19 protein-coding genes are annotated in these 17,105 nt (G+C 63.8%); 13 read left to right on the forward strand and 6 right to left on the reverse strand.

Translation table 11 applies throughout. The annotated features are described in order from the left end of the window. Positions 1-66: 66 nt before the first annotated feature. The 7 genes from HU748_RS00580 to HU748_RS00610 all read left to right on the forward strand — a co-directional run bounded on the left by HU748_RS00580 (position 67) and on the right by HU748_RS00610 (position 5,531). A complete protein-coding gene (locus HU748_RS00580; RefSeq protein WP_186718793.1) occupies positions 67-954 on the forward strand; it encodes an acyl-CoA dehydrogenase in 888 nt (295 codons plus the stop codon). Positions 955-996: 42 nt separating this feature from the next. Next, the gene (locus HU748_RS00585) at positions 997-2,085 is read left to right on the forward strand and encodes a serine hydrolase (RefSeq protein WP_272979728.1); all 1,089 of its coding nucleotides are present in this window, start codon (positions 997-999) and stop codon (positions 2,083-2,085) included. Continuing rightward, positions 2,082-2,378, forward strand: a complete 297-nt coding sequence (locus HU748_RS00590; protein ID WP_186718795.1) for an amidase — start codon at positions 2,082-2,084, stop codon at positions 2,376-2,378. The genes HU748_RS00585 and HU748_RS00590 overlap by 4 nt, the downstream gene beginning before the upstream one ends. A gap of 45 nt (positions 2,379-2,423) precedes the next feature. Then, positions 2,424-3,005: a YceI family protein gene (locus HU748_RS00595; protein WP_186718797.1), complete on the forward strand. Its 582-nt coding sequence runs from the start codon at positions 2,424-2,426 to the stop codon at positions 3,003-3,005. 1 nt (position 3,006) lies between these two features. Further along, positions 3,007-4,164 carry a phosphatidylserine/phosphatidylglycerophosphate/cardiolipin synthase family protein gene (locus HU748_RS00600; RefSeq protein WP_186710823.1) on the forward strand — a complete coding sequence of 386 codons (1,158 nt, stop codon included), beginning with the start codon at positions 3,007-3,009 and terminating at the stop codon, positions 4,162-4,164. Positions 4,165-4,243: 79 nt separating this feature from the next. Next, positions 4,244-4,822 (forward strand): DJ-1/PfpI family protein, encoded by a 579-nt coding sequence (locus tag HU748_RS00605; RefSeq protein ID WP_186667305.1) that lies wholly within the window; start codon positions 4,244-4,246, stop codon positions 4,820-4,822. 118 nt (positions 4,823-4,940) lie between these two features. Then, positions 4,941-5,531, forward strand: a complete 591-nt coding sequence (locus tag HU748_RS00610; protein ID WP_186667304.1) for a GNAT family N-acetyltransferase — start codon at positions 4,941-4,943, stop codon at positions 5,529-5,531. A gap of 95 nt (positions 5,532-5,626) precedes the next feature. Here HU748_RS00610 and HU748_RS00615 read toward each other — a convergent pair whose 3' ends face one another. Next, positions 5,627-7,150, reverse strand: coding sequence for a fumarate hydratase (locus HU748_RS00615; RefSeq protein WP_065864229.1), 1,524 nt, complete (start codon positions 7,148-7,150; stop codon positions 5,627-5,629). Positions 7,151-7,391: 241 nt separating this feature from the next. Here HU748_RS00615 and HU748_RS00620 point away from each other — a divergent pair, with 241 nt between their 5' ends. After that, positions 7,392-8,312, forward strand: coding sequence for an iron-sulfur-binding ferredoxin reductase (locus tag HU748_RS00620; RefSeq protein ID WP_186667303.1), 921 nt, complete (start codon positions 7,392-7,394; stop codon positions 8,310-8,312). Positions 8,313-8,414: 102 nt separating this feature from the next. Here the strand turns inward: HU748_RS00620 and pyk are convergent, their stop codons facing one another. Continuing rightward, entirely contained in the window at positions 8,415-9,869 is a 1,455-nt protein-coding gene (gene pyk / locus HU748_RS00625) for a pyruvate kinase (RefSeq protein WP_054893799.1), read from the reverse strand. A gap of 238 nt (positions 9,870-10,107) precedes the next feature. Between pyk and HU748_RS00630 the strand changes: the two genes are divergently transcribed. From HU748_RS00630 to sbcB, 3 genes are all read left to right on the forward strand, one after another. After that, complete coding sequence (locus tag HU748_RS00630; RefSeq protein WP_186667302.1) at positions 10,108-10,491, forward strand: tetratricopeptide repeat protein; 384 nt, start codon at positions 10,108-10,110, stop codon at positions 10,489-10,491. A gap of 114 nt (positions 10,492-10,605) precedes the next feature. Continuing rightward, complete coding sequence (locus HU748_RS00635; RefSeq protein ID WP_186667301.1) at positions 10,606-10,965, forward strand: PilZ domain-containing protein; 360 nt, start codon at positions 10,606-10,608, stop codon at positions 10,963-10,965. Positions 10,966-11,014: 49 nt separating this feature from the next. Beyond that, positions 11,015-12,451, forward strand: coding sequence for an exodeoxyribonuclease I (gene sbcB / locus HU748_RS00640; protein ID WP_186718804.1), 1,437 nt, complete (start codon positions 11,015-11,017; stop codon positions 12,449-12,451). Between the two features lie 57 nt (positions 12,452-12,508). Here the strand turns inward: sbcB and mvaT are convergent, their stop codons facing one another. Beyond that, positions 12,509-12,886 (reverse strand): histone-like nucleoid-structuring protein MvaT, encoded by a 378-nt coding sequence (mvaT, locus tag HU748_RS00645; protein ID WP_186667299.1) that lies wholly within the window; start codon positions 12,884-12,886, stop codon positions 12,509-12,511. A gap of 304 nt (positions 12,887-13,190) precedes the next feature. Between mvaT and purU the strand changes: the two genes are divergently transcribed. Together purU and HU748_RS26315 are read left to right on the forward strand one after the other, a co-directional pair. Beyond that, positions 13,191-14,042: a formyltetrahydrofolate deformylase gene (purU, locus tag HU748_RS00650; RefSeq protein WP_186667298.1), complete on the forward strand. Its 852-nt coding sequence runs from the start codon at positions 13,191-13,193 to the stop codon at positions 14,040-14,042. Between the two features lie 15 nt (positions 14,043-14,057). Then, positions 14,058-14,291: a hypothetical protein gene (locus HU748_RS26315; RefSeq protein WP_238343260.1), complete on the forward strand. Its 234-nt coding sequence runs from the start codon at positions 14,058-14,060 to the stop codon at positions 14,289-14,291. Here the strand turns inward: HU748_RS26315 and HU748_RS00655 are convergent. Genes HU748_RS00655 through HU748_RS00665 form a run of 3 tightly spaced genes read right to left on the reverse strand, consistent with a single transcriptional unit; the run spans position 14,197 to position 17,064 of the window. Beyond that, positions 14,197-15,189, reverse strand: coding sequence for a lysylphosphatidylglycerol synthase transmembrane domain-containing protein (locus HU748_RS00655; RefSeq protein WP_186718805.1), 993 nt, complete (start codon positions 15,187-15,189; stop codon positions 14,197-14,199). The genes HU748_RS26315 and HU748_RS00655 overlap by 95 nt on opposite strands. After that, a complete protein-coding gene (locus tag HU748_RS00660; RefSeq protein ID WP_186718806.1) occupies positions 15,186-15,950 on the reverse strand; it encodes a DUF2334 domain-containing protein in 765 nt (254 codons plus the stop codon). Before HU748_RS00660 ends, HU748_RS00655 begins: the two co-directional genes overlap by 4 nt. Continuing rightward, positions 15,943-17,064, reverse strand: coding sequence for a glycosyltransferase family 1 protein (locus HU748_RS00665; RefSeq protein ID WP_186667295.1), 1,122 nt, complete (start codon positions 17,062-17,064; stop codon positions 15,943-15,945). Before HU748_RS00665 ends, HU748_RS00660 begins: the two co-directional genes overlap by 8 nt. Positions 17,065-17,105: the final 41 nt, after the last annotated feature.

Raw genomic sequence — 17,105 nt, forward strand, 5'->3', positions numbered from 1 at the left:
AGGCGCGGTGTCACCTCCGTGAATCTTTGGTGATGCTTGCGTGACACCCCTCACGAGGAGCATTCGATGACCTGGTTGCAACGACTCAACGACCCGCTGCGCCAGGCGCTGGCGGCCACTCTGGGCGAGACCTATGCGGCCACGCTGGAGCGTCTGGGCGCAGTCACGCCGTTCGAACTGGCGGCGCTGGGTGGGCGCGCGATGGACACGCCGGGATTGGCCTTTCTGGTCGGTTACCAGGCCGCCTTGCGTGTGCTCTGGCCCAGCGCGCCTGCGGGGTTGGGGGCCTTATGCGCCACCGAGCGACGCAGTGTGCGTCCGGCCGACATGCACACCCGTCTCGATGGGCTGCGGCTGAGTGGTCGCAAGGATTTCGTCACCGCCGGTCTCGACGCCGAATGGTTGCTGGTGGCGGCCCGCAGCGAAGCGCAGGGCGAGAGCGCGCGGCTGAGCCTGGCGGTGGTCTACCCCGGTGAGCCCGGCGTGACCCTCGAAGCGTTGCCGACCCTGCCGTTGATGCCTGAGGTCGGCCATGCCCGTGTCGAACTGAAGCACGCGGCCTGCGAGCTGCTGGCGGGTGATGGCTGGGAGGCCTATGTCAAACCGTTCCGCTCCCTCGAAGACCTCTATGTACTCACCGCGCTGCTCGGGTGGCTGCACGGCGTTGCCCAGGAGTGCACCTGGCCCCAGGTGTTGCGCCTGCGCCTGATTGGCCTGCTCGCTGCCTGTGCCGAGGCCAGCCGACAGTGCGCCGACAGCGTGGGCTGTCATCTGTTGCTGGCCGGCCTGTTCGCCCAGTTCCAGGCACTGCGTGGTGATATCGACGCGGCCCTGGCCAGCGGCCCCGGGCACTGGGTGCAACTTTGGCAGCGCGACCAGGGGCTGCTGGCACTGGCCGCCGCGACCCGGGAAAAACGCCTGGCCAAGGCCTGGGCTGCTGCAGGATTGTCATGAAGCCCAGGCATGCTCCGCCGATTGACCGCGCGTGAGGTATCGATGGGCAAACTGAAGGTGGTGCTGGGGATTCTCGGATTGATCGCCCTGCCGGTGTTCGCCGAGGAGTGGCCGGACAGCCAATGGCAGCAGGATCCGACGCGGTACGACTGGCAGGCTGTCGACGACTATGCCTTCGCGCTGCGCAACGATGTCGATCGCAGCGGTGTGCGCAGCGATGCACTGCTGATCATTCGTGACGGTCGTGTTCTGTACGAGCGCTACGCAGCGCCTACAGGCGTCGACACCCCGCACCTGACCTGGTCGATCAGCAAGAGCGTGCTGGCCACGTTGCTGGGCGTCGCCCGCGGCGAAGGGCGTTTCCAGCTCGATGATCCGGCCGCCCGTTACTACCCCGCCTTGCGTGAGCATCCGCAACTGCGCCTGGTCGACCTGCTGCACTGGGCCAGCGGCCTGGCCTGGCAGGAAGACTATGAATACGCGCCGCTCAAATCCTCGGTCGTGGCAATGCTCTATACCCGCGGGCGCAATGACATGGCGGCCTACACCGCTGGCATGGCCCAAGCCGAGCTGCCGGGGCAGCACTTTGCCTATTCCAGCGGCGACAGCAATCTGCTGGCCGCGGCGCTACGCGGCATGCTCGGGGCGGACCAGTACGCCGACTATCCCTGGCAGGCGCTGTTCACCCCGCTGGGTATCACGCATGCGGTGTGGGAGCGCGACGGTGTTGGCACCTATGTCGGCTCCTCCTACCTCTACCTCAGTGCCCGCGATCTTGCGCGCATCGGCCTGCTGATGCAGCGCGACGGGCGCTGGCGTGAGCAGCAACTGCTGCCTGCCGATTGGGTGGCCTTCAATCGCACCCTGTTCACCCATGCCGAGCCGGTGCCGGGCGATGCCAACCCCGGCGGGCACTGGTGGCTGAACCAGCCGCTGCCGGGCAACCCTCCGCCCTGGCCGGATGCCCCCACCGATACCTTCGCCGCCCTCGGTCACTGGGGCCAGGCGCTATATGTGCTGCCCACGCAGAAGCTGGTGATCGTACGCTACGGCGACGACCGCGACGGCAGCTACAGCCATAACGAACTGCTCAAGCGCGTGCTGGCCGTGCTGGCGAAGGCGGGTGCATGAAGCGGATCTTGCTGGTGTTGCTGCTGGTCCTGCTGGCCTGGGCATGGACCGAACGTCAGGCACTGTCGGACTTTCCGAGCATTCTTTCGGCGTACTCGGCAAAGGAGTACTGCTCGTGCCGCTTCGTCATGGGTTTTGACGAGGCCTATTGCCGCGCCTATGTGAAGCAGTACCTGCCATTGGAGCGCCTGGAAGAGGACAGCCGCGCACGCAGCGTGCTCGCCGAAGGCCTAGGACGGCATAGCATGGCTGTCTGGCAGGGGCCGCGCGAGGGTTGTCGCTTGCTGCCGTGAAGGCCTGCGGGGTAAGGTTGTCGGCCTTGCTTCACGAGGTTTCACATGCCCACCTTGCTCCGCCTGCTACCTGCTCTGTTACTGGCCCTGTGCCTGCCTGCCCATGCCAACTGGCACCTGGACGGTGAGTCTTCGCGCCTGTCGTTCATCACCGGCAAGAACGGCGATACTGCTGAAGTGCACCGCTTCCTGGTATTGCACGGCACCATCGACCGCAAGGGTGTGGCTGGCTTGAGCATCGAGATGGATTCGGTGAGCAGTGGTATCCCGCTGCGTGACGAGCGCATGCGTGACACCCTGTTCGAGGTCCAGCGCTTCCCCGAAGCGACGGTCAAGGCCCAGCTCGACCTGCGCCCGATCAACGACCTTGCCAACGGTGCCCAACTGGAACTGCGCCTGCCGCTGACCGTGACGCTGCATGGCCAGTCCCACAGCTACAACGCCCTGCTGCTGGCCACCCGCCTCGATGAGCGGCGATTCCAGGTGGTGACCCTCGAGCCGCTGCTGTTGCGTGCCGAAGACTATGGCTTGCTGCCAGGGCTGGAACGCCTGCGCACCTTCGCCGGGCTCAAGTCCATCAACCCGTCGGTGCCGGTGAGCGCGGTGCTGATCTTCACCGCGCGCTGACATGCCAGGGCCGGTCTTCCCCTGGCGGGATGGCAACCAGTTCGAACTGCTGATCGACGGCCCCGAATTCTTTCCCCGCATGCTCATGGCCATCGTGCGCGCCGAGCGCCAGGTCGATCTGGAACTGTACCTGGTGGAGGCGGGGGCCTGTGCCGATGCGGTGGTCGAGGCCCTGGAGTCTGCGGCCGCGCGTGGCGTGCGCGTGCGTTGCCTGTTCGACGATTATGGCGCCCTGGCCTTCCCTTCGGCCTTGCGTCAGCGTTTGCAGGCCGCCGGAGCCGAACTGCGCCTGTACAACCGTCTGCGCTGGCGCCGGGGCCTGCGCAACCTGTACCGCGATCACCGCAAGCTGCTGCTGGTGGACGAGCACTGGGCGGTGGTGGGTGGCACCGGCGTGACCGATGAATTCTGGACACCGGGCCAGGAGGCGAGCGAGTGGCATGAAGTGATGGTGCGTATGGAGGGACCGGTGGTGGCCGATTGGCAGCTGCTGTTCGACCGACAGTGGCACGCCAACCACCGTCGCACGGCCTGGCGCCCGCCGGAAAACTTCGGCCTGTCGCGCCTGCCGAAGATGCCGGCGCAGGGCGAGGGCCTGGGCCGGGTGGCCTACGCCGACGCGCGCCAGCACCGCGATATTCTGCATTCGCTGGTCCGTGCACTGAACAGTGGGCAGCGTCGCATCTGGCTGGCGACGCCGTATTTTCTGCCAACCTGGAGCGTGCGCCGGTCGCTGCGCCGGGCGGCGCAAAAGGGTATCGACGTGCGCTTACTGCTCACGGGGCCACGCACCGACCACCCTTCGGTGCGTTACGCTGGCCATCGTTACTACCCGCGTTTGCTGCGCGCCGGGGTGCGGATCTTCGAGTACCAGCCATGTTTCCTGCACCTGAAGATGGCCGTGGTTGACGACTGGGTCAGCATTGGTTCGTGCAACTTCGACCACTGGAATCTGCGCTTCAACCTCGAAGCCAACGTCGAAGCCCTCGATCCGCCGCTGACTGCTGCGGTGCTGGCCAGTTTCACGCGGGACTTCGCCTTGAGCGAGGAGGTCGATCTGGATCACTGGAAGGCCCGGCCGCTGTGGCGGCGGGTGCAGCAGCGGATCTGGGGCTGGCTGGATCGGCTGGTGGTCAATCTGCTGGATCGTCGCAACTGAGACCTGCGCCGTATATCGTTCATCGACAAAGCGGACTATCGTGCAGTGATTGTTCCCTGCAAACGAAGGAGTGGATGCGATGACGGCGAAGAAGATTCTCATGCTGGTGGGCGACTACGTCGAAGACTATGAAGTGATGGTGCCGTTCCAGGCCTTGCAGATGGTTGGCCACACGGTGCACGCGGTGTGCCCTGAGAAGATCGCCGGGCAGACCGTGCGCACGGCCATTCACGACTTCGAGGGCGACCAGACCTACAGCGAGAAGCCTGGGCACAACTTCGCCCTCAACTTCGATTTCGTCCAGGTGCGTGCCGAGGGCTATGACGCGCTGCTGATCCCCGGTGGGCGGGCGCCGGAGTACCTGCGTCTGGACGAGCGGGTGCTGAAACTGGTCAAGGAGTTCGACCAGGCGGGCAAGCCGATCGCGGCGGTGTGCCATGGCGCACAGTTGCTGGCGGCGGCAGGGGTGCTCGAAGGGCGTGCGTGCAGCGCCTATCCGGCGTGCGCGCCGGAGGTGCGGTTGGCCGGGGGACGGTTCGTGGATATTGCCATCGACCAGGCGCATGTGGATGGCAATCTGGTGACGGCGCCCGCTTGGCCGGCGCATCCGGCCTGGTTGGCGGCGTTCCTCAAGGTGTTGGGGACGCGTATTGCCTGATCTGGCAGCGGTTCTGGAGAAATACCTGTCGCGCAGGGGAAAGGGCTCATGTCGCAGCCGATGATAGGGTTTCCCCTCAGGCCCGGCTTGGCCGGGCGCGACAGAACGACTGCTCCGCATGGAAATCCGCCTGCTTCACGGCGCTGCCATCGCGCCTTACATCGATGATATCGCTCGCCTGCGCCTGACGGTGGTCCGCGAGTTCCCCTATCTTTACGACAGCACGCCGGCGTACGAGGCTGACGGTCTTCGCCGCTATATCGACTCCGAGCGCAGCCTGGCGATCCTGGCGATGGACGAGGGGCGGGTGGTAGGCGTTTCCACCGGCATGCCGTTGGGCGACAAGCCTGAGGCTTTCCGCCAGCCGTTTTTCGAGCAGGGACGCGATCCGCGCACCGTCTATTATTTCGGCAAGTCGGTGCTGCTGCCGGCTTATCGCGGGCGAGGGCTGGGCGTGCGCTTTTTCATCGAGCGCGAATCTTATGCGCACAAGCTGGGTGGCTTTCATTACTGCGCATTCAGTGCCGTCGAACGGCCCAATGGCCATCCGCGCCGGCCAGAAGACTACAAGCCGCTACACGCCTTCTGGCGTAATCGAGGGTTTCTGCATCAGCCTTCGCTGCGTGCGTCGTGTGCGTGGCGGGATCTGGGCGAGCCGGATGAGTCGGACAAGACGCTGTCGTTCTGGCTCAAGGATCTGTTGCTGTGATCCTGTGCTGAAACAGCAGCGCCCCGTTCGCGGGCAAGCCCGCTCCTGCAAGGAGTGGGCTTGCCCGCGAACGGGGCGCCGTGATTACCGCAGTCTTACTTCACTTCAACAGCCAGGCTCTGGGCAATCTTGTTCTGCCACAGCGCAGGGCCGGTGATGTGCACCGACTCACCCTTGCTGTCCACCGCGACGGTGACCGGCATGTCCTTGACGTCGAACTCGTAGATCGCTTCCATGCCCAGCTCGGCGAAGGCCAGGACCTTCGACTTGCGGATGGCCTGGGCCACCAGGTACGCGGCGCCGCCAACGGCCATCAGGTACACGGCCTTGTTGTCCTTGATCGCCTCGATGGCGGTCGGACCACGCTCGGATTTGCCGATCATGCCCAGCAGACCGGTCTGCTCGAGGATCTGGCGGGTGAACTTGTCCATCCGCGTGGCGGTGGTCGGGCCGGCTGGGCCGACCACTTCGTCACCGACCGGATCGACCGGGCCGACGTAGTAGATGAAGCGGCCTTTCAGATCCACCGGCAGCTCTTCGCCACGGTTGAGCATCTCGACCATGCGCTTGTGCGCAGCGTCGCGGCCAGTGAGCATCTTGCCGTTGAGCAGGATGGTCTCGCCCGGTTTCCAGCTGGCGACTTCTTCCGGGGTGATCTCGTCGAGGTTGACGCGACGCGCGCTCGGGCCGGCTTCCCAGACGATTTCCGGGTAGGCATCCAGCGACGGCGCTTCCAGCTCTGCCGGGCCGGAGCCGTCGAGCACGAAGTGGGCGTGACGGGTGGCGGCGCAGTTGGGGATCATGCACACCGGCAGCGAAGCGGCGTGGGTCGGATAGTCCATGATCTTGACGTCGAGCACGGTGGTCAGGCCGCCCAGGCCCTGGGCACCGATGCCCAGCTGGTTGACCTTCTCGAACAGCTCCAGGCGGATCTCTTCGATGCGGTTCTGCGGGCCGCGGGCTTTCAGTTCATGGATGTCGATGGATTCCATCAACACTTCCTTGGCCATGACCGCGGCTTTTTCGGCAGTACCGCCGATGCCAATGCCCAGCATGCCAGGCGGGCACCAGCCAGCGCCCATGGTCGGGACGGTCTTGAGCACCCAGTCGACGATCGAGTCGGACGGGTTGAGCATGGCCATCTTCGACTTGTTCTCCGAACCGCCGCCCTTGGCTGCGACGTCGACTTCGACCTTGTCGCCGGGCACGATGGAGTAGTGGATCACCGCCGGGGTGTTGTCCTTGGTGTTCTTGCGGGCACCGGCCGGGTCGGCCAGGATGGAGGCGCGCAGGACGTTTTCCGGCAGGTTGTAGGCGCGGCGCACGCCCTCGTTGATCATGTCGTCCAGGCTCATGGTCGCGCCGTCCCAGCGCACGTCCATGCCGACGCGCACGAACACGGTGACGATACCGGTGTCCTGGCAGATCGGGCGGTGGCCGGTGGCGCACATGCGCGAGTTGATCAGGATCTGGGCGATGGAGTCGCGGGCAGCGGGCGATTCTTCACGCAGATAGGCTTCGTGCATCGCCTGGATGAAATCGACGGGGTGGTAATACGAGATGAATTGCAGGGCGTCGGCAACGCTCTGAATCAGGTCGTCTTGCTTGATCACGGTCATGCAGCGCGCTCCTCTTAAAGACGGGAACATTCGTAAAGGCATCGACACCGCCGACCAGCGCGTCGAAAGGCCTTGCAAGGCGCACCGGCAGGTCAGGCCGGCACAAAAAGGGCGCGGCAGTATAGCGCGGCTGCCCGTGGGAAACACCTGCGCGTGGTCTGGACCTTGGTCTGCCGCTGCCAGGCATCGTTCTTGCTGGCGTTCTGTACAATGGCAACAGACTCCAGGAGACCTTTCGTACATGCCCGATCTTCGCGTGGGCGAGCGCCGCATCAGCGTTCCGACCGGCAGCAACCTGCTCGACGCCCTCAACGGCGTCGGCCTGAACGTGCCTTACAGTTGCCGGGCCGGCAGTTGCCACGCCTGCCTGGTACGGTGCGTCGATGGCGAGCCTGAGGATGCCTTGCCCGAGGCGCTGCAGGCCGACAAGCGCGAGCAGGGCTGGCGCCTGGCTTGCCAGTGCCGGGTGACGGCTGATCTGCAGGTTATGGTGTTCGATCCGCAGCGTGATGGTGTGCCGGCGCGGGTGTGCGCGCTGGACTGGGTCGGCGATGTGCTGCGCTTGCGACTGAAGCCTGCGCGGGCGTTGCGTTATCAGGCGGGGCAGCATGTGGTGCTGTGGCTGGGCACGGTGGCCCGACCTTACTCGCTGGCCAGCCTGCCGGGGGAGGATGATTTTCTCGAGTTCCATATCGACTGCCAGCGGCCGGGTGCGTTTTGCGATCTGGCTCGGGGCTTGAAGATCGGTGACTCGTTGAGTTTGGGAGAGTTCAGAGGGGGCGCGCTGCACTACGACCCCGACTGGCAGGACAGGCCGCTGTGGTTGCTGGCGGCAGGTACCGGCCTTGCCCCGCTGTGGGGTGTTGCGCGGGAGGCTTTGCGCCAAGGCCATCGGGCAGGAATAAAGGTCATGCATGTGGCACACGATGATGCCGGGCACTACCTGCAACCCGCGCTGCAACAGACGCATGGCATCGATACCGAATACGTGCTGCAGGAGCATCTCGAGGAGGCGCTTGCGAGATTGCGTCCGACCTCTCGCCAGACCATCGCCTTGCTCTGCGGGTCGCCCGTGAGCGTCGAGCGCTTCGCTCGCAGATTGTTCATCGCCGGCGTGCCAAGAAACCAGGTGCTGGCTGACGTGTTCGTCGAGCATGCCTGACTCTCTGGCAGCACCATGCCCCATCGCGGGCAACCCAAAAAAAAGACCGCTCCTGAGAGCGGTCTTTTTTGCTGACCTGAAGTCGTTGCTACAACTCAGGCATCAACCAACCAGCGGATCACCCACGTGCAGGATCTTCATGCCATTGGTGCCACCGATGGTGTGGTAGCTGTCACCCTTGGTCAGGATCACCCAGTCGCCCTGTTCGACCAGGCCACGCTTGAGCAGCTCGTCGACAGCCGCCTGGCTGACCTTGTCGGCCGGCAGCGAAGCCGGATCGAAGGCGATCGGGTAGACGCCGCGGAACATCGAGACGCGGGCCTGGGTCGCGCGGTGCGGCGACATGGCGAAGACCGGCACATGCGAGCGCAGGCGCGACATGATCAGCGGGGTGTAGCCGCTTTCGGTCAGGGCGATGATCGCCTTCACGCCAGGGAAGTGGTTGGCGGTGTACATCGCCGCCAGGGCGATGCTCTCGTCGCAGCGCTCGAAGGTGGTGTGCAGGCGATGGCTGGACTTCTGGTTGGTCGGGTGCTTTTCGGCGCCCAGGCAGATGCGCGCCATGGCTTGCACCGCTTCGATCGGGTACGAGCCGGCGGCGCTTTCGGCCGACAGCATCACCGCATCGGTGTTGTCCAGCACGGCGTTGGCCACGTCGGAGACTTCGGCGCGGGTCGGCATCGGGTTCTGGATCATCGACTCCATCATCTGGGTCGCAACGATCACCGCTTTATTGTTGCGGCGAGCGTGCTGGATGATCTTCTTCTGGATGCCGATCAGCTCGGCGTCGCCGATTTCCACGCCGAGGTCGCCACGGGCAACCATCACGGCGTCGGAAGCCGCGATCAGGCCGTCGAGGGTTTCGTCGTCGGCAACGGCTTCGGCACGCTCGATCTTGGCCACCAGCCAGGCGCTGCCGCCGGCTTCGTCACGCAGCTTGCGTGCGTATTCCATGTCCTTGGCGTCACGCGGGAAGGAGACGGCCAGGTAGTCCAGGTCCATTTCCGCGGCCAGTTTGATGTCGGCCTTGTCTTTTTCGGTCAGGGCCGGTGCAGTCAGGCCGCCACCTTTGCGGTTGATGCCCTTGTGGTCGGACAGTGGGCCACCGACGATCACCACGCAATGCAGCGCGTCGGCGGTAGCGGTTTCGACGCGCATGACCACGCGACCGTCGTCGAGCAGCAGCTCGTCACCTACACCGCAGTCCTTGACCAGGTCGGGGTAGTCGATGCCGACGATATCCTGGTTGCCTTCGGTGAGCGGGTGAGCGGTGGAGAAGGTGAACTTGTCACCGATCTTCAGTTCGATGCGCTTGTTGCTGAACTTGGCGATACGGATCTTCGGACCTTGCAGGTCGCCCAGCAGTGCGACGTGGCGGCCGTTCTTGGCGGCGATGTCGCGGATCAGGCGGGCGCGGGCCTTGTGCTCGTCCGGAGTGCCGTGGGAAAAGTTCAGACGTGCCACGTCCAGGCCGGCGAGGATCAGTTGTTCGATCACTTCCGGCGAGTTGCTGGCGGGGCCCAGGGTGGCGACGATTTTGGTACGGCGGATGGTCATGCACAGACTCCTATGTTGAAGCGCAGCGAAAGGCTACTCCTCAATTGCGCTGTAGTCATTGTTCCGTTGCACTACCTTGCAGGTTGGCGAGAGGGCGATTGCACCGTCGGCACCACCCTACAAGCAGGAGGTTGCAGGTAGACGCTCGGCGCCGCGCGTCAGCTGGATGAAGCGTGCATCGGCACGCTGAAGAAATCGGGGCGCAGGCCGATATACTGGCCATCAAAGGAGAATTCCCATGCGAGCCCTGATCGTGTTAACCATGGCGGCCAGTGTCGTCGGCTGCACCCGTTGGTCCATGGACCACCACCTGAACAATGCCTACCGCGCGTACGATCGTGGCGATTGCCAGCGGGTGATGCTGGAACTGTCGCAAGTCGATCGCACCAGCCGTGCCCGTCCGTTCATCCATCCGGAAGTGGCGATGCTGCGTGGCCAGTGCCTGGAGCGGCAGAAACTCTATGTCGATGCAGCGCAGACTTACCAGTTCCTGATCCAGCGCTACCCGCAGAACGAGTACGCCTACCGTGCCCAGGCGCGCCTGCAGACCCTGGAGCAGCTCGGCCATCTGCGCGGTGAGCCGGCGGTGACCAGCCCTGCGCCGACTACGCCTTTGCGTTAATACCAAGGTGACAATGATTTCATCCGGGCCGTCGCTCAGGCTAAGCTAGGCTGTAAAGTAGGTGTAACGCTCACCGCCAGTACCTGGTCTTCCTGGCATAAGGTACGGAGTATCATGTTCATCGAACGTCAGATCGACCGTCATCAACTGCCTTACGTGCTCAAGGTCTTCAACCGGTTGACCGATCAGGAGATTGGTTATCTGGGGAATGCCTCCGAGGATGGGCTCATGGTGATCAGCCAGCTCCCGATCATGGTCGGACCGGATTTCGATCTGCAGCTGCGTGTGCCGCTTGCAGGCGGGGGCCATCAGTTCATCAATCTCACCGCCAGTTGCCTGTGGAGCCGCGAGGACCAGACCCCGGGGCATTTCGATGCTGGCTTCATGCTATTGCAGGCGCCGCGCGAGTACGACGAGTTCGTGCGCTCGCTGCGCGACTTCTTCAGCTTCAAGCCGATGAACGAGTCGGCCTGAAGACGTTCCTCCGGTAGACTCGTCCGCGAACTTTGTACAGGACGACACCGTGAGCTCCAGCATCTTCTGGCACGACTACGAAACCACCGGTATCAATCCGCGCTGCGACCGACCGCTGCAGGTTGCAGGCGTACGCACCGATTTCGAGCTCAACGAGATCGACGAACCGGTCAACCTGTATTGCCGCCCCTCCGACGATATCCTGCCGCACCCCGCCGCCTGCCTGGTGACGGGCATCACCCCTGAGCAACTGATGGCAAAAGGCTTGGGGGAAGCGGAGTTCATGACCCGGGTGCATGAACAGTTGTCGCGCCCCGGCACCTGTGGCGCAGGCTACAACACCTTGCGCTTCGATGATGAAGTCACCCGCTACAGCCTCTACCGCAACTTCTTCGATCCCTACGCCCGTGAGTGGCAGGGTGGCAACAGCCGCTGGGACTTGATCGACGTGGTGCGTACCGCCTATGCCCTGCGCCCGGAAGGTATCGTCTGGCCGCAGCAGGACGGACGCACCAGCCTGCGCCTGGAGTTGCTGAGCAAGGCCAACAAGATCGATCACGGCCATGCTCACGAGGCATTGTCCGATGTCCGCGCCACCATCGCGTTAGCCCGCCTGGTTCGCCAACGCCAGCCCAAACTCTATGACTGGTTGTTCCAGTTGCGTAGCAAGCACAAGGTCATGGAGCAGATTCGCCTGCTTCAGCCACTGGTGCATATCTCCGGGCGTTTCTCCAGCGAGCGTAGTTACCTGGGGGTGGTATTGCCGTTGGCCTGGCACCCGCGTAATCGCAATGCACTGATTGTGTGCGACCTGCACATGGAAAACTCGCCTTTAATAAGGGAAAGTGCCGAGGTATTGCGTTCGCGTTTGTACACGCGGCGCGAGGAATTGGCTGACGGGGAATTGCCGGTTCCGCTGAAGTTGGTGCACATCAACAAATGTCCTGTGGTTGCGCCATTGAGCGTATTGCGCCCGGCCGATCAACAGCGACTGGGTCTTGATATGTCGCTTGTTCAGTCTCGAGCCGATCAATTGATTCAGCAGCAAGACGCTTGGCGGGACAAGCTGGAGAGCCTCTACAGCGCAGATGAGTTCGCACCCAGCGAAGATCCCGAGCAACAGTTGTACGAGGGATTTCTCGGGGATCGTGATCGTCGCTTGTGTGAACAAGTTCGTTTGAGCGATCCGCGACAGTTGGGGCAGGGGCACTGGATGTTCGATGATGCACGCATGCCTGAGCTATTGTTCCGCTACCGGGCGCGCAACTTTATCGACACCTTGAACGAACAGGAGCAACAACGCTGGCACCGCTTCTGCCAGCAGCGCCTGAGCGATCCGCGCCTGGGAGCGCCCAACACCCTGGGCGATTTCGAGCAGGCGGCGCAGGCCCGTCTGGTCGATACGGACGATGCCGGGCGGCAGGTCCTGGAGGCATGGCTTGCACATGTCCGTACACTGCGAACGCACTATGCGTTGGCAGAATAAATAAAAACGCCGGCGATGAGCCGGCGTTTTGCTGAAGCCTTAAGGCAGTTGCCGGGATCAGCCCAGCAGGGTTGCCCAGCTTTCAACCACGTCACCACCCCACTTGGCTTTCCATTCTTTCAGGGTCTTGTGGTTGCCGCCTTTGGTTTCAATCACTTCACCGTTGTGCGGGTTCTTGTACTGCTTGACCTTGCGAGCACGTTTGGTGCTGGTGGTCTTGGCGGCGCCACGGGGTGCCTTGCTCAGTTTGGATTCCGGGTCGAGCAGGGCAATCACGTCACGCAGCGACTTGGAGTATTCGCCCATCAGTGCGCGCAGTTTGCCTTCGAATTCCAGCTCTTTTTTCAGCTTGTCATCTTGCGACAGGTTGGCGAGGCGAGCTTGAAGTTCCTTGATGGCTTCTTCGGTGGCGCGGTATTCGTTGATCAGGGACATGGAGTGTTCCTTGGTGAATGTACAGAGAGACAGTGAGCCAATAATAGACAGGCAATACTCGCAAGTAAACAATTAATAAGGGGCTCAAATGTCAAATCATTTTGAAGCAACAATAACAGCGCTTCGGTAAAGAAAAATTTACATATTGCGTCTCTGTGCCTCGTCAATCCTCATCCGCCTGCTTGCGGGTGCTCCGAGTCTGCATTGGGCTGCCACGCAGGAGCGCGCAGGCCAATGGTTACTGCCTTTTTCACGGCAGATGGCTAGAATGTGCGCCTTTGCGAAGTTTTCCGGAGTCTCATCCATGCGCACCTACCGTCTGACGATTGCCTGTCCCGACCGCGTCGGCATCGTGGCAAAAGTCAGTAACTTCCTGGCCTTGTACAACGGCTGGATCAACGAAGCCAGCCACCACTCCGACGAGCAGAGCGGGTGGTTCTTCATGCGCCATGAAATCCGCGCCCAATCCCTGCCATTCGGTATCGAGGCCTTCCGCGAGGCCTTTGCGCCGATCGCCGAAGAGTTCTCCATGAGCTGGAACATCACCGACTCGGCGCAGAAGAAGCGCGTAGTGCTGATGGCCAGCCGCGAGTCGCACTGCCTGGCCGACCTGCTGCACCGCTGGCACACCGATGAACTGGACTGTGATATCCCGTGCGTGATTTCCAACCACAACGACCTGCGCAGCATGGTCGAGTGGCACGGTATTCCGTTTTTCCACGTGCCGGTCGATCCGAAAGACAAGGCCCCGGCCTTCGCCGAAGTTTCGCGCCTGGTTGCCGAGCATGGCGCTGATGTAGTGGTACTGGCGCGCTACATGCAGATCCTGCCGCCACAGCTGTGCCAGGATTACGCCGGGCGTGTGATCAACATCCACCACAGCTTCCTGCCGTCGTTCGTCGGCGCCAAGCCCTACCACCAGGCTGCATTGCGTGGTGTGAAGCTGATCGGTGCCACCTGCCACTATGTCACCGAAGAACTGGACGCAGGTCCCATCATCGAGCAGGACGTGGTGCGTGTGAACCACGCCGACAGCATCGAGGACATGGTCCGCTTCGGTCGTGACGTGGAGAAGATGGTGCTGGCCCGCGGTCTGCGCTATCACCTGGAAGACCGCGTGCTGGTACACGGCAACAAGACCGTGGTCTTCGACTGACCGGAGCCTGCACAGATGGCCGATCCGCGTGACAAGGCTGGTGCCCAGCCACCGCCGACACTCGGTGAAGGCTGCCTGGCGCGCTACGACCCCGAGGCGTTGAGCGATGAAGACGGCACCGAGTTCGAAGGTGCCGCCGAGCTCTGGGAGCAGCTCAACCCGCCTGACGCCGCCAGCGCTCCAGCAACGGACGCGCCAGCAGACAGACGAACACCGGCCCCCCGGCGAGCAGATAGAAGTAATAAGTGACGGCGCGCCAGATCAGGATCGCCGCCGCTGCTGTCGAGCTGCCCACCAGTGGCGACAGCAGGGTCGCCGACGTCAGCTCGGCGGCTCCTGCGCCGCCTGGCAGCAGGCTGAACTGGCCGGCACTGAGCGAGAGCATCTGCACCAGGAAGCTCGGAATCCACGACAGCTCTACCCCCAGCCCCCTCAATACCAGATACAGCACGCTGTAGCGCAAGCTCCAGTGCGCGCAGGTGAGGGCGAATACCAGCGCCAGCGTGCGCTTGGGCAGGCGCCAGGTGTCGGCCAGTGCCCGGGTGAAGCGTAGCAGCGTGCGCGCCCAGCGCCGCCGACGGCCGGTCGACAAACCCAGGCGTTGCAGCAGTCGACCGTTCCAGCGCATCACGCCACGCCGGTAGCGCAGCAGCACGACGATTGCCGCCAGCGCGCCACACAGCAAGGCGGCGCTGCCCAGCAGCATGCTTTCCTGGCTGCGACCCAGGCTGTGGAACAGGGCGTAGCCGGCGATTGCCAGCATGGCGCAGAAGAAGAACAGCAGGTCGTTCAACTGGTCCATGGCGAACACCGCGCCACTGCGGGCCGGGCCAATGCGTTCGCGGGCCAGCAGTGTCATCAGGGTCAAAGGACCTCCGCTACCGCCGGGAGTGGTGCAGATGGCGAACTCAGTCGCCATTACCACGCCCAGGCTGCGTACCCTGCCCAGTTGTGCACCCTGCTGGCCGAGCAGCAAGCGCAGGCGCACGGCGTTGATGATCCAGCACAGCAGGATCATGCCCAGCAGGGTCGCCATCAGCCCTGGGTCGAACGTCTGCAGGCGCGGCAGCAGTTGGCTGCCGCCCAGAATGCCCGGAACCAGCACCGCGAGCAGCAGCGTCAGCCCCAGCCAGGCGAGGCGGTTCATGGGCAGGTCCTGCGCTCCAGCCAGGCGGATTTGGTCAGAGGCTCACGCCCTTGCTCGATCAATTCACGCAGGGTGCGCAACCAATAGTTGCGTGCGCTGGCATGGCGCATATCCACCGGATGCAGGCCCAGGCGCAGGGTTTCGGCCTGGCGCCAGCGCCGGGCCTGCCAGTCACAGAGCACCCGTGACAGACCGCGGCGCCATGCACTGCGGGCGCTCCAGACCAGCCCGGGAGCTTCGATCGCGGTGAAGTCCGGCAGCCGATAAAGGTGCTGCGGTGTGCTGGTGTAGCGCAGTGGCAGGCCGCGCAGGGCCTGGCGGGTGCCTTCGCTCATCAGCCAGGCGGGCGCGACGAAGCCTGCGACCGGCCAGCCCTGGCTGGCGAACAGGGCCAGGCCCGCCTCCAGACGTTGCAGGGCTTCGCGCTGCTCCAGCGCATAGAACTCGCCCTCATGGGTGTAGATCCGGCGCATGAAGTACTCGGCTGGCCCGCGTGGGGCAGGGCCATCGTCGGCGTGGTAGAAACCGTGCAGTGCCAGCTCGTCGCCGCGCGCCAGGCGCCTATCGAGGAGGCGGCAGAAGTCCGGAGAGCGGGCCAATGCGTTGCGGTGGTGGAAGTCCGGGACCACCAGCCAGGTCATGGGCACGTCGCCCATTGCATCGACGGCTTCGACGAAGGGACGGTAGTCGGGCCAGGTTTCGGGCGCCACATCGTGCAGCACCAGCATCAGGCTACGCGAATCGGCGGGCGCTTCACGCATGGGCGCGTACCTGTGGCGACAGGCCAAGCACGGCCTGGTAGTGCAGCAACAGGCCATCGACCACGCTATCCCATGAGTAATGCTGCTCCACATGGCGACGGGCCTGGGCGCCTAGGGGGCGCACGCCGGCTTCGAAGATTTCGCGCACTGCCCCGGCCATTGCCTGGCTGTCGTTGGCCTGGCACAGGCGCCCGCACTGGTCGTTGACGATCTCGCCGAAAGCCCCGGCGCGCACGGCGACCACCGGTGTGGCGCTGGCCATGGCCTCGAGTATCACCAGGCCAAAGGTTTCCTGGTCACCGGCGTGCAGCAACAGGTCGGCACTGGCGAGCAGGCGGGCCACTTCATCGGCGGGGCAGAAGTGGTCGATCACGCTGACATTGTCCGGCACGTTGGCCGGCATGTTCGAGCCGACCAGCAACAGGTGGTAATGGCGACCCAGGTGGCCCATGCACTCGAGCAGCACTGGCAGGTTCTTCTCCCGCGAGCCGCGACCGGCGAAGACGAGCAGACGAGTGGTATCGGGAAGGCCGAGCTGGGCGCGCAGGTGCGGATCGCGCCTGTCGGGGTGGAAGGTATTCAGGTCGACTCCCAGGGGCTGTACATGCACATCGCGCACGCCAAGACGGCGCAGTTTGTCGGCCATTACCTGGCTCGGCGCCAGCACCCGGTCGAAATTGCCGTAGAGCTTGCTGACATAGGCTTCGACATTGGGGGTGAACCAGTTGCCCATGCGGTTGCTGACCAGCAATGGCAGGTCGGAGTGATAGAAGCCGATCACCGGCACGTCCAGCTTGCGTCCCGCCTCAAGGGCGGCCCAGGCGGTGAGGTAGGGATCGCCGACCTCGATCAGGTCAGGCTTGAGATCGCGCAGCACGTTGCACCAGGGCGTCAGGCGTACCGGAAAACGGTAGCCCTTGCCGAACGGCAAGGGCGGGGCTGGCACCTGGTAGATGCCATTGGCATCACGGGCGCTGGGGCCGGGGATCAGAAGACTGTGGCGTACGCCGGGCATGGCGTCGAGGCGATGGTGTTTGGCATCAAGATAGGTCCGTACACCGCCGCTAGCCGGGGCGTAGAACATGGTGATGTCAGCGATGTGCACGATCAGCATCCCTCCGGGATCGTCTTCGGGTCTGTCATCCGGCGGTAACA

Origin of the sequence: Pseudomonas sp. RW3S2, from assembly GCF_014268955.1 — a bacterium.
Classification (GTDB): domain Bacteria; phylum Pseudomonadota; class Gammaproteobacteria; order Pseudomonadales; family Pseudomonadaceae; genus Aquipseudomonas; species Aquipseudomonas wayambapalatensis.

Coding starts and splice junctions, on each gene's coding strand:
- HU748_RS00635 (WP_186667301.1), top strand. CDS start 10,606: ATGTTCATCGAACGTCAGATCGACCGTCATCAACTGCCTTACGTGCTC.
- HU748_RS00600 (WP_186710823.1), top strand. CDS start 3,007: ATGCCAGGGCCGGTCTTCCCCTGGCGGGATGGCAACCAGTTCGAACTG.
- HU748_RS00620 (WP_186667303.1), top strand. CDS start 7,392: ATGCCCGATCTTCGCGTGGGCGAGCGCCGCATCAGCGTTCCGACCGGC.
- HU748_RS00605 (WP_186667305.1), top strand. CDS start 4,244: ATGACGGCGAAGAAGATTCTCATGCTGGTGGGCGACTACGTCGAAGAC.
- HU748_RS00610 (WP_186667304.1), top strand. CDS start 4,941: ATGGAAATCCGCCTGCTTCACGGCGCTGCCATCGCGCCTTACATCGAT.
- HU748_RS00580 (WP_186718793.1), top strand. CDS start 67: ATGACCTGGTTGCAACGACTCAACGACCCGCTGCGCCAGGCGCTGGCG.
- HU748_RS26315 (WP_238343260.1), top strand. CDS start 14,058: ATGGCCGATCCGCGTGACAAGGCTGGTGCCCAGCCACCGCCGACACTC.
- HU748_RS00595 (WP_186718797.1), top strand. CDS start 2,424: ATGCCCACCTTGCTCCGCCTGCTACCTGCTCTGTTACTGGCCCTGTGC.
- HU748_RS00665 (WP_186667295.1), bottom strand. CDS start 17,064: ATGCTGATCGTGCACATCGCTGACATCACCATGTTCTACGCCCCGGCT.
- HU748_RS00590 (WP_186718795.1), top strand. CDS start 2,082: ATGAAGCGGATCTTGCTGGTGTTGCTGCTGGTCCTGCTGGCCTGGGCA.
- HU748_RS00585 (WP_272979728.1), top strand. CDS start 997: ATGGGCAAACTGAAGGTGGTGCTGGGGATTCTCGGATTGATCGCCCTG.
- pyk (WP_054893799.1), bottom strand. CDS start 9,869: ATGACCATCCGCCGTACCAAAATCGTCGCCACCCTGGGCCCCGCCAGC.
- HU748_RS00615 (WP_065864229.1), bottom strand. CDS start 7,150: ATGACCGTGATCAAGCAAGACGACCTGATTCAGAGCGTTGCCGACGCC.
- purU (WP_186667298.1), top strand. CDS start 13,191: ATGCGCACCTACCGTCTGACGATTGCCTGTCCCGACCGCGTCGGCATC.
- HU748_RS00660 (WP_186718806.1), bottom strand. CDS start 15,950: ATGCGTGAAGCGCCCGCCGATTCGCGTAGCCTGATGCTGGTGCTGCAC.
- mvaT (WP_186667299.1), bottom strand. CDS start 12,886: ATGTCCCTGATCAACGAATACCGCGCCACCGAAGAAGCCATCAAGGAA.
- HU748_RS00630 (WP_186667302.1), top strand. CDS start 10,108: ATGCGAGCCCTGATCGTGTTAACCATGGCGGCCAGTGTCGTCGGCTGC.
- HU748_RS00655 (WP_186718805.1), bottom strand. CDS start 15,189: ATGAACCGCCTCGCCTGGCTGGGGCTGACGCTGCTGCTCGCGGTGCTG.